Here is an 11,529-nt window from a genome sequence, read left to right as displayed (position 1 = left end):
AAATGATGGATCAATTAAGTGGACTTTTTAGGGGTTTTGATTGTATAGATGATAATCCAATTATGATAATTGCAATAATAGGATTGATACTTTTTTTATTACTTGGAAATGATAATTTTGAATGTTTCTTCGAACAAAATAATTTTTTGATTTGGATTATTTTAATAGTTTTTATATTATTTTTATTTAATAATAACAACTCTGATGATTGTTGTTGCTAATACAAGGGCTGTCTAAAATTAAATTTTTAGGCAGCCTAATTTTTATAAATTTAATTATTTTCTTCTATAAATTTGCAGATATCTGCTATAGTCTTAAAATGCTCAGCATCTTCATCTGGTATTTCTATACCAAATTCATCTTCAAGAGCCATTACAACCTCAACAGCATCTAGTGAATCAGCTTCTAAATCATCTACTAAAGATGTTTCTAATGTTATTTCACCTAAATTATCTATACCTAATTGCTCTGAAATTATTGCTCTTACTTTTTCAAACATTATTTTACCTCCTAAAAACAGTTCATAATTTAATTGTAGTTTAATATAATATTAAAGATTTTTCAATACACAAATTAATAAAAAGTAATAAAGTTACATTAAATGAATATAAATTATTATATAAATATAACATAGGAGGAAACATTATGAAATATGTAGGATTACTATTATCATCTATATGTGTTTTTTTAGTTATTTTAGTAAATTTATATTATAATTCAATAACTTTGGACATGCAAAAGATAAAAGATTATGTTAGGGAGTGTAATATTATTTTAGAAGATATAATTGAAAAAGAAAGCAAGGTTGAAGAAAATAAAGATGAGTATATATCAAGATTAATGATTTTAAAGAAAGGTATAACAAATTCTAAAACTTCATTTTTAATTAATGATTATAAAGAATATAAAATAAAATCAATAGAAAATTTAATGTATATGATATCGCAGGATAAAGGAAAAAAAGAATATTTAGAGGCAGTTTATAAATACAATAAGTTAGGAGATAAAGAATTAGATAAACTAATAAATAATGATTTTATAAAAGTAACTTATTTATCGGCAAGAACATATATTTAGTTAAGGCTATATTTTTGGATTTAAGGGGGGACGGTCATGGCAAAATTAGAAGATACCCTATCACGTTTTTTTGGAGGTAATGACAGCCTCTTTGGTGGAGAAATGTTAATAATAATAGTATTGGTATTTTTATTGTTAGGAACAGATATATTAGAAAATTTTTTTGACGACGATAATGTATGGATATGGATTATTTTAATAATACTATTATTATTTAACTTCGATGATGAATGTTGTTAATAAAGAAAGTAAAACAAAAAGGAGTTATCTCGAAATATAAAAATTTTGAGATAACTCCTTTTTTGTTTGGATTTGTATTTAAGAAAAATTTATTAATTTTAGACAAAAAGTAACAATTTAGCTCCAAATTACATACTATACATTAAATAGGTGCATAAGAGCCTATAATTCTAAAAAGGGGGCAATTATATGTTAAGCGAACAAAATATATCACGTTTCTTTGGAAGTGGATGTTGTGGTAATGGTTTTTCAGGAGGATTTATGATACTTCTTATAATAGGAGCAATTCTTCTTTTAGGAGATGATATTATAGAATGGTTATTTTGTGAAGACATGGCTTTGATTTGGGTAATATTATTAATATTTATTTTAAATAGTCTTGATTCTGACAGCGGATGTGGATGTTGTTAAAAGAATAAGAGGGTTTATTTAGCCCTCTTATTTTTAGATATTTTATAAAAATTAATAACACTTTTAAGATTAAAGCATATTATATAAAGAGATATTAATACAGACATCAAGTACTTACATAAATGAAAAATTTATAATTAGGGGGAATTTATATGAGTCATAAATTTGGTAGAATGTTTGAATCTTTTGAAGGCGGAGGATGGTGGATAATAGTATTATTCTTCTTATTCTTAGCATTCCAAGAATGTTGGGCTGAAATTTGTATTACTGATTGGATTCCATTCTTAATTTTATTATTAATTCTTTGTTCATGTTCAAGTGGATTTGGAAATGGAGAGGATGATTGTGGTTGCCTAGATAATAATTTTGACTGTGGATGTTAGTTAACATATGACATTTAGGGTTGTCTCAATTAATTTTGAGATAGCTCTTTTTTTAGGAAAAATTATAAAAAAATAAATTTAACTATTTTATAAAATTAGCATATAAAAAAAATGAATTTATTATCACAAATGATGGTGTCTGCATATTATATGTTAAGAGCGAAAGCTCAATAAATTAAAATATCAACAGGAGGTAACTTAACAATGTTAGATAGATTCTTTGGGAATGATGGATTCTTTGGGGCAGGAGCATGGTGGATAATAGTATTATTTTTCTTATTCTTAGCATTTGGTGATTGTTGGGAAAATATAGAAATAATGGATTGGATACCTTTCTTAATAATATTATTAATACTTTGTAGCTGTGGTGGATGTTTAGATTAGAGTAACAAAATTGATTTAAATTCATAGAATAAATATAAAATTAGCACATTAAAAACTATATTTTATTTATAGTTTAGCTTAAATTTTATTAAGGGGAGGACTTAACAATGTTAGATAGATTCTTTGGGAATGATGGATGCTTTACAGGAGCATGGTGGATAATAGTATTATTCTTTTTATTTTTAGCCTTTGGTGAATGTTGGGCAGAAATAGATATGATAGATTGGATACCTTTCTTAATTCTATTATTAATCACTTGTTCATGTGCAGGATTCTTTGATGATGACGGAGGATGTGGCTGTTGCTAAAAATTTTAATTAAGTAAGAAGTGCTGGTATTTAATACCAGTGCTTTTTTATTATTATTTGAATAAAGTATATTTAAATAGAGAAATATAAAAATATAAAAAACTATTCGGAATAATTTGTTAAATTTACATAATATAATTTAGAATGTGTTTATAAAATTAAAGTTTTATGATAAAATATAATTTTAATTACAGTTGAAGGATTTAAATAGATTAAATTTGAGACAAGGAGGGAATTTGACATGAAAATGAATATAACAATTAAAGATGTAGCTAAAAAAGCAGGAGTATCAATATCTACTGTTTCAAGAGTTATAAATGATTCAAAGCCAGTAACGGACGAAGTTAAGCAAAAGGTTTTAGATGTTATAAAAGAAACTGGATACATACCAAATCCACTTGCAAGGAGTTTGGTAACTAAAAAAAGCCAATTAATAGGTGTAATAGTGCCTGAAGTTTCAGATTCATTTGTAAATGAAATTTTAAATGGAATTGAAGAAATAGCCAAAATGTATGACTATGATATTCTTTTAGCGAATACTTATTCAGACAAAGAGCAGGAATTAAAAAGTATAAACCTATTAAGAGCTAAACAAGTAGAAGGTATAGTTATGATATCTTGGATATTAGATGAAGATCATATAAACTATATACAAAACTGTGGTATGCCAGCTACATATATAAGTAAAACAGCAAGAGATTTTGATATCTATACTGTTAGTACGAGTAATAAGGAAGCTACTTATGATATGACTAATTACCTTATAGGAAAAGGCCATGAAAAAATCGCCTTTGTTATGACTAGTCAAGATGATACGGTATTAGAGATGGAAAGGCTTTCAGGATATGAAAAAGCTTTATCAGAAAATAATATAAATTTAGATAATAGCTTAATAAAACATGGCGGAACTACTTATGAAGGTGGATACAAAAGTATGAAAGAGTTATTAGAAGATGGAATAATACCTCATGCAGCTTTTGTTACAGGAGATGAAGCAGCTATAGGAGCTATAAATGCTATATGTGATGCAGGATATAAAGTTCCAGAAGACATATCTGTTACAGGATTTAATGATGTCAAAATAGCTAAAATGTATAGACCGAAGTTAACTACAGTTTATCAACCTTTATATGATATGGGAGCGGTTGCAATAAGAATGGTCATTAAATTAATAAATAAAGAACCTATAGATGGTAAAAAAATAGAATTACCATATAGGATTATAGAGAGAGAAAGTGTTATAGAGAGAAAAAAATAAATATAATATTTTTAAATTTATAGAAATTACCTCAATATTAATTTTAAAATTAATATTTGAGGTAATTTTTTTATATGTAAGAAAACTATATTGTCTAATTTTATGTGGATAACCTATAAATAATAGTAATACTGATGAGTTTAGAAATATAAAAAATGACATTTTGAGCAATGGACAGAGTCGTTGGGACATGAGCGAAGCGAATTTTTTATTTAAATTATTAATAAATATGATTATATAGATACGAATTTATATTATGATTAAAAGAAGGAATTTGAATATATATGTAGAAAAATATGAAATAAGATGTTAGTTTCTAATCTATCGAATATTATAATTAAAAATTAATTTAATAGAGATAGATAATAATAAATAAGGAGTATGGCTTATGAAAAAAATATTAATTGATGGGGATAGTTTAACTATTGAAGATGTAGTTAAAGTAGCAAGAAATAATTATAGTGTAGAATTAACTAAAGAAGCTATAGATAATGTAAATAAAGCTAGAAATTTAGTAGATAAGCTGGTTGATGAAGGGAAAACATCATATGGTATAACTACTGGATTTGGTAAATTTTCAGATGTAGTAATATCTAAAGAAGATTCACAACAATTACAAAAAAATCTAATTATAAGTCATTCTTGTGGGGTAGGAAATCCTCTAAGTGAAGATATTGTAAGAGCTATTATGTTGCTTAGAGTAAATGCTTTATCAAAGGGTTATTCAGGAATTAGAATAGGAACATTACAAACTTTAATAGAAATGATAAATAAAGGAGTTCATCCTATTATACCAGAGAAAGGATCTTTAGGAGCTTCTGGTGATTTAGCACCACTATCTCATATGGTATTAACTATGATAGGTGAGGGTGAAGCTATATATAAAGGTCAAAGACTTAGTTCAAAAGAAGCTATGGATAAAGCAGGTATAAAAATTTTAGATTATTTATCTTCAAAAGAAGGATTAGCATTAATTAATGGAACACAAGTTATGACAGCAATAGGAACATTAACAGTATATGATTCTATTAATTTATTAAAAACAGCAGATATAGCATTTGGTCTTACTATGGAAGCTTTAAATGGAATAACTTGTGCTATGGATGAAAAAGTTCATGCAGTTAGACCTCATAAGGGTCAAATGAATACTGCGAAAAATGCACTGAAGATATTAAGTGGTAGTGAAATGACAAGTAAACAAGGTGAAATAAGAGTTCAAGATGCATATTCATTAAGATGTACGCCTCAAATACATGGAGCAAGTAAGGATGCAATTGAATATGTAAAAAATAAAATAAATATAGAAATAAATTCAGTTACAGATAATCCAATTATTTTCCCAGAGGAAGAAGAAGTTATATCAGGTGGAAATTTCCATGGACAACCTATGGCATTAAGCTTTGATTTTTTAGGAATTGCTTTATCTGAAATTGCAAATATATCAGAAAGAAGATTAGAAAAACTTGTAAATCCTGCTTTAAATCATGGATTACCAGCATTTTTAGCAAATAAAGGTGGTCTAAATTCAGGATTTATGATAGTTCAATATAGCGCAGCATCATTAGTTTCAGAAAATAAAGTTTTAGCTCATCCAGCAAGTGTAGACTCAATACCATCATCAGCAAATCAAGAAGACCATGTGTCTATGGGTACAATAGCAGCGAGAAAAGCAAGAGATATAATGGAAAATGCAAGAAAAGTATTATCAATGGAAATACTAGCAAGTGCTCAAGCTATAGATTTAAGGGGCATAAAGAAATTAGGAGTAGGAACAAATGCAGCATATAAGGTAGTAAGAGAGCATACTTCTTTTGTTGATAAAGACAGAGTAATGTATAAAGAAATTAACATAAGTGAAGATATAATAAAGAAAAATTTATTAGTAGATGCAGTTGAAAAGGCTATAGGTAATGATTTATTAGTTAATTAAAAAGTTCTAGTTGGAAGTTTAAATTAATAAATTACAGGGGGAATCATATGCGTTGTTCAGAAAAAGTTTTAAATAGTGTAAATGAAAAAATACAAGAGTCTATGAGTATAAAATTAGACTATATTCCAGATAAGATACCAGAATTTATAGAAGGTATAAGAAGAGCTCCTAAAAGAGAAGCTAAGTTATCAAAGTCAGATATTAAATTAGCTTTAAAAAATGCTTTAAGATATATACCTGAAGAATATCATGATAAGTTAGCTCCAGAATTTTTAAATGAGTTAATGACTATGGGAAGAATTTATGGATATAGATTTAGACCAGAAGGAAAAATTAAAGGTAAATCAATTGATAGCTATAAAGGAAAGTGTATAGAAGGAAAAGCATTTCAAGTTATGATAGATAATAATTTAGATTTTGATATAGCGCTATATCCATATGAACTAGTAACTTATGGAGAAACAGGACAAGTATTTCAAAATTGGATGCAGTATAGATTAGTAAAAAAATATTTAGAACAATTAACTCAAGATCAAACTCTAGTACTTCAATCAGGTCATCCAGTAGGAGTGTTTAAGTCAAAGCCAGAGGCACCAAGAGTAATATTAACTAATGGATTAATGATAGGTATGTTTGATAATCAAGAAGAGTGGAAAAGAGCAGCAGCTATAGGCGTTTCTAATTATGGACAAATGACTGCTGGAGGATGGATGTATATTGGACCTCAAGGAATAGTACATGGTACTTATTCAACATTACTAAATGCAGGGAGATTAGTACTTGATGTAGATAAAAATTCTGATTTAAGAGGCAAATTATTTGTAACTTCTGGATTAGGTGGAATGAGTGGAGCTCAAGGTAAGGCAGTTGAGATTGCTGGAGGAGTAGGTATAATTGCAGAGGTAGATTATTCAAGAATAGAAACTAGATATACTCAGGGCTGGGTAAGTAAAATAGCTAAAACTTGTAAAGAAGCATTTGAAATGGCTAGTGAGTATATGAATAAACAAATACCTTGTGCAATAGCTTATCACGGTAATATAGTAGATTTACTTCAATATGCAGTTGATAAAAATATACATATAGATTTACTTTCAGATCAAACATCTTGTCATGCAGCATACGATGGAGGATATTGTCCTCAAGGAATAACTTTTGCAGAAAGAACAAGATTATTATCAGATGATAAAGAAAAATTTACTGAATTAGTAAACTTAACACTTAAAAAACATTTCAAATTGATTAAAGAGTTACATAATAGAGGAGTATATTTCTTTGATTATGGAAATAGTTTTATGAAGGCTATGTATGATGCTGGATGCAACGAAATATCTAAAAATGGAGTAGATGAAAAAGATGGATTTATATTCCCATCATATGTTGAAGATATATTAGGACCTCAATTATTTGATTATGGATATGGGCCATTTAGATGGGTTTGTTTAACTGGAAAAGAAGAAGATTTAATAAAGACAGATAAGGCAGCTATGAGTTGTATAAATCCAGAAAGAAGATACCAAGATAGAGATAACTGGGCTTGGATAAGAGATGCTAAGAAAAATGAGTTGGTAGTAGGGTCTAAGGCGAGAATACTTTACCAAGATGCTATGGGAAGAACTAATATAGCACTTAAGTTTAATGATATGGTAAGAAAAGGTGAAATAGGACCAGTAATGTTAGGTAGAGATCACCACGATGTATCAGGAACAGATTCACCATTTAGAGAAACATCAAATATAAAAGATGGAAGTAATATAATGGCAGATATGGCTACTCATTGTTTTGCAGGTAACTGTGCAAGGGGGATGAGTTTAGTTGCTCTTCACAATGGTGGAGGAGTTGGTATAGGTAAATCTATAAATGGAGGATTTGGAATGGTTCTTGATGGATCTCAAAGGGTAGATGATATATTAAGAACATCTATGCCTTGGGATGTTATGAGTGGAGTTGCAAGACGTGCTTGGGCTAGAAATGAAAACTCAATAACAACAGCTATGGAATATAATAAAATGTGTGATGGAAAAGATCACATAACACTTCCATATATAGTAGACGAAAATTTAATAGATAGTTTAATTGATTAATCTGATTTTTAGACTATCAGTAGTCAAAAAGGGGGAGATAATATGGCAATAGTACAATGTGTACCTAATTTTAGTGAAGGAAGAGATTTAGAAAAAATAGAGAAAATAGTAAATCCATTAAGAGGAAAAGAAGGGGTAAAACTATTAAATTATGAAGCTGATAAAAATTATAATAGATTAGTTGTAACAGTAATAGGTGAACCACAGAAAGTTAAAGAAGCAGTATTTGAATCTATAGGAATAGCAACCAAGTTAATAGATTTAAATAATCATAAAGGTCAACATTCTAGATTTGGAGCTACAGATGTTTGTCCATTTATACCAATAAAAGATATGGATATGAATGATGCCATTAAATTAGCTAAAGAATTAGGTGAAGAAGTAGCTAATAAATATAAAATACCAGTATTTTTATATGAACAAGCAGCAAGTAAACCAGGGAGAGAAAATTTAGCAACAGTTAGAAAAGGAGAATACGAGGGGTTAGAAGAAAAATTAAAAGATACTAATTGGAGCCCTGACTTTGGAGAAGCTAAAAAACATTCAACAGCAGGAGCAATAGCTATAGGAGCGAGAAGACCACTTATAGCTTATAATATTAATTTAGACACTGAAAATATAGAAATAGCATCTAAAATAGCAAAAACTATAAGACATTCAAGTGGTGGATATAGATATATAAAAGCAGGTCCAGTTGAGGTACCAGAAAGAAAAATCACACAAGTTACTATGAATTTAACTGACTATACAAAAACTAGTATGTATAGAGCTTTTGAAGCTGTTAAAATGGAAGCAAAAAGATATGGAGTAAATGTTACAGGTAGTGAAGTTGTAGGTCTTTGTCCAATGGAAGCATTAGTAGATGTAGCTAGTTATTATTTAGGATTAGAAGATTTTTCTTTAGATAAAGTATTAGAAACTAGTTTAATGGAGTAGATAAATGAGAGTAGATGTGATTATAAATAATATTGGTAAGCTTGTAACTATGAGAGGTAAAAATTCTCCGAGAATTAAAGATGAAATGAATGATTTAGAAATAATAGAAAATGCATATATAGCAATAGCTGATGGTAAAATAGTAGAAGTTGGTACCGGCAATGAATATGAGAATATAGTACAAGAATATACTTCTATAGAAAATGCAAATGGGCTATTAGTAACACCAGGGCTTATAGATTCTCATACTCATTTGGTCCATGGAGGCTCAAGAGAAAATGAGTTTTCTAAAAAATTAGCAGGTGTTCCATACATAGAAATATTAAATCAAGGTGGAGGTATATTAAGCACAGTAAAATCCACTAAGGAAGCTACTTTTGAGGAATTATATAATAAATCAAGAAAAAGCTTAGATAGAATGTTGGAATTTGGGGTTACTACAGTAGAAGCAAAAAGCGGATATGGATTAGAACTAGATACAGAGTTAAAACAATTAAAAGTTGCTAAAAAACTAAATGAAAATCATCCGATAGATTTAGTTAATACATTTTTAGGAGCTCATGCAATACCACCTGAGTATAAAGAAAATCACAAAGTGTATATTGATATAATAGTAGAAGAAATGATGCCAAAAGTTAAGGATTTAGGACTAGCTGAATTTTGTGATGTATTTTGCGAAGAGGGAGTATTCTCTATAGAAGAAAGTGCATACATATTAAGTAAAGCGAAAGAAATGGGATACAAGTTAAAAATACATGCTGATGAGATTGTATCATTAGGAGGAGCTGAATTATCAGCTAAATTAAAGTGTATATCTTCGGATCATTTGATGGCTGCTAGTCAAGAAGGTTTGAAGGAAATGGCTAAAAATAAGGTCGTAGCAAATCTACTTCCAGCAACATCATTTAATTTAAATAAAGATTATGCAAATGCTAGAAAGATGATAGATTTTAACGTACCTGTAAGTTTATCTAGTGATTATAATCCAGGAAGTTGCCCAAGTGAAAATCTTCAACTTGTAATGCAATTAGGATGTTTAGGGCTGAAAATGACACCAAACGAAGTTTTAACTGCGGTTACAATAAATGCAGCATGTTCAATAAATAGACACAAAGAGGTAGGGTCTATTGAAATTGGAAAAAAAGCTGATTTAGCAGTCTTTGATGCACCTAATATAGAATATTTAATGTATCATTTTGGTATAAATCATATAGAGCGTGTTTATAAAGAAGGAAAACTAGTAGTTGATAATAAACAAATTATTTATGACAATAGCATATTAGGATAATAGAAATTATTTAGGAGGAAAATAAGTATGAAACTTATAGATATGACTGTATCCGAGTTTGGAGATGAGGTAGATTCAAATTCACCGGCTCCTGGAGGGGGTTCAGTTTCCGCCTTATCGAGTAATATAGGAATAGGACTGGCTAGAATGATGGCTCATTTAAGTTTTGGCAAAAAATCCTATGAAAAATTAGATGAAAGTATTAGAGTCGAGTTTGTTGAAAAATTTAATAAACTAGGTGATTTAAGACAAGTGCTAAAAGAACTTGTTGACAAGGATACGGAGTCATTTAATGAATTTATGAAAGCTTTAAAAATGCCAAAAGATACACCTAAACAAATCGAAGTTAGAAAAGGTGCAATTGAAGATGCAACTATATTTTCAATAGAAGTTCCTTTTAAAACAGCGCAGTTATCCTTAAAGGCATTAGAACTTGTTGATTATTTAATTGAACATGGAAATCAAAATGCTATAACAGATATAGGGGTAGGCACATTGATGATATATACTGGATTAGAAGGAGCAATATTAAATGTTAAAGTAAATTTAATGAGTCTTAAGAATGAGGAAATGCATAATCATTATTTAGATGAGTGTAACAATATTTTATTAAAAGGAAAAAAAATTAAAGATGAATTGCTAAATCATATTCATTTTAAATTAGAAAAATAATAAAAAGGGCTATCTTAAAATTCTTGGATTTTTTAGATAGCCCTTTTCAATATCATTTATTAATCAGTAATTTTTTTTATTCTTTTAACTATTTTTTTCTGTTTTTTTTGTTTGCTATTTTGAGGTTTTTCTTCTAATGTTTGATTAGAAGATTCTTTAGAAGATTTAGATTTTTCATGTTTATTTTTTTTAGAAATTTTTGATTTTTTACTTTCTACCTTACTTTGAACTTCAGCTTCAGATATTTTATGCATAATAGTATCTAGTTTCTTTCTTTGATTTTCATCTAGAAAAGTTTTAAATTTAGAAACAACTTCTTCTCTTCCTTCTAAATTTTTTCCGATTTTTATAAGTTCATCCATGAGCTCATTTTCTGATTTGCCCTTATAATTATCTGCGATTTTTTCAATTTTATCTTTATCAATATTTTTTTGCTTAGCCATTTTCTCCAATTTATCTGTATCTAACTTTTTCATAAAAAATACCCCTTTCTATAATATATATTGAATTTTACTCATAGTATTTATATATAGAAATAATGTTGTAATGGTGAATAAT

General features: G+C 28.3%; 15 protein-coding genes. 13 read left to right on the top strand and 2 right to left on the bottom strand.

Annotated features, from left to right (window positions below; all coding sequences use genetic code 11):
- Positions 1–5: 5 nt before the first annotated feature.
- A complete protein-coding gene (locus CHF27_RS08525; protein WP_095406610.1) occupies positions 6–221 on the top strand; it encodes a hypothetical protein in 216 nt (71 codons plus the stop codon).
- 50 nt (positions 222–271) lie between these two features.
- Here CHF27_RS08525 and acpP read toward each other — a convergent pair whose 3' ends face one another.
- Complete coding sequence (gene acpP / locus CHF27_RS08520) at positions 272–499, bottom strand: acyl carrier protein (protein WP_095406611.1); 228 nt, start codon at positions 497–499, stop codon at positions 272–274.
- A gap of 146 nt (positions 500–645) precedes the next feature.
- Here acpP and CHF27_RS08515 point away from each other — a divergent pair, with 146 nt between their 5' ends.
- From CHF27_RS08515 to CHF27_RS08460, 12 genes are all read left to right on the top strand, one after another.
- Positions 646–1,077 carry a hypothetical protein gene (locus CHF27_RS08515; RefSeq protein ID WP_095406612.1) on the top strand — a complete coding sequence of 144 codons (432 nt, stop codon included), beginning with the start codon at positions 646–648 and terminating at the stop codon, positions 1,075–1,077.
- 36 nt (positions 1,078–1,113) lie between these two features.
- On the top strand, positions 1,114–1,317 hold the full coding sequence (locus CHF27_RS08510; protein ID WP_095406613.1) for a hypothetical protein: 204 nt from the start codon (positions 1,114–1,116) through the stop codon (positions 1,315–1,317).
- Between the two features lie 189 nt (positions 1,318–1,506).
- On the top strand, positions 1,507–1,728 hold the full coding sequence (locus tag CHF27_RS08505; protein ID WP_095406614.1) for a hypothetical protein: 222 nt from the start codon (positions 1,507–1,509) through the stop codon (positions 1,726–1,728).
- A gap of 152 nt (positions 1,729–1,880) precedes the next feature.
- Entirely contained in the window at positions 1,881–2,111 is a 231-nt protein-coding gene (locus tag CHF27_RS08500) for a hypothetical protein (RefSeq protein WP_199533647.1), read from the top strand.
- Between the two features lie 204 nt (positions 2,112–2,315).
- Entirely contained in the window at positions 2,316–2,495 is a 180-nt protein-coding gene (locus CHF27_RS08495) for a hypothetical protein (RefSeq protein ID WP_095406615.1), read from the top strand.
- 107 nt (positions 2,496–2,602) lie between these two features.
- On the top strand, positions 2,603–2,803 hold the full coding sequence (locus CHF27_RS08490) for a hypothetical protein (protein ID WP_095406616.1): 201 nt from the start codon (positions 2,603–2,605) through the stop codon (positions 2,801–2,803).
- A gap of 241 nt (positions 2,804–3,044) precedes the next feature.
- Positions 3,045–4,061: a LacI family DNA-binding transcriptional regulator gene (locus tag CHF27_RS08485; RefSeq protein ID WP_095406617.1), complete on the top strand. Its 1,017-nt coding sequence runs from the start codon at positions 3,045–3,047 to the stop codon at positions 4,059–4,061.
- A 388-nt stretch (positions 4,062–4,449) separates the two neighbouring features.
- A complete protein-coding gene (gene hutH, locus CHF27_RS08480) occupies positions 4,450–5,991 on the top strand; it encodes a histidine ammonia-lyase (RefSeq protein ID WP_095406618.1) in 1,542 nt (513 codons plus the stop codon).
- A gap of 47 nt (positions 5,992–6,038) precedes the next feature.
- Positions 6,039–8,075, top strand: coding sequence for a urocanate hydratase (locus CHF27_RS08475; RefSeq protein WP_095406619.1), 2,037 nt, complete (start codon positions 6,039–6,041; stop codon positions 8,073–8,075).
- 42 nt (positions 8,076–8,117) lie between these two features.
- Positions 8,118–9,011 carry a glutamate formimidoyltransferase gene (gene ftcD, locus CHF27_RS08470; RefSeq protein ID WP_095406620.1) on the top strand — a complete coding sequence of 298 codons (894 nt, stop codon included), beginning with the start codon at positions 8,118–8,120 and terminating at the stop codon, positions 9,009–9,011.
- Positions 9,012–9,015: 4 nt separating this feature from the next.
- Positions 9,016–10,299, top strand: coding sequence for an imidazolonepropionase (gene hutI / locus CHF27_RS08465; protein ID WP_095406621.1), 1,284 nt, complete (start codon positions 9,016–9,018; stop codon positions 10,297–10,299).
- 27 nt (positions 10,300–10,326) lie between these two features.
- Positions 10,327–10,971, top strand: coding sequence for a cyclodeaminase/cyclohydrolase family protein (locus tag CHF27_RS08460; protein WP_095406622.1), 645 nt, complete (start codon positions 10,327–10,329; stop codon positions 10,969–10,971).
- Between the two features lie 59 nt (positions 10,972–11,030).
- Here the strand turns inward: CHF27_RS08460 and CHF27_RS08455 are convergent, their stop codons facing one another.
- Positions 11,031–11,447, bottom strand: a complete 417-nt coding sequence (locus tag CHF27_RS08455; RefSeq protein WP_095406623.1) for a hypothetical protein — start codon at positions 11,445–11,447, stop codon at positions 11,031–11,033.
- Between the last annotated feature and the right edge of the window lie 82 nt (positions 11,448–11,529).

The organism is Romboutsia maritimum, assembly GCF_002251085.2.
In the GTDB taxonomy this organism is placed as follows: domain Bacteria; phylum Bacillota; class Clostridia; order Peptostreptococcales; family Peptostreptococcaceae; genus Romboutsia_B; species Romboutsia_B maritimum.
The sequence above is the reverse complement of the archived record's forward strand: the minus strand, read 5'-3'. Positions and strand labels throughout refer to the sequence as shown.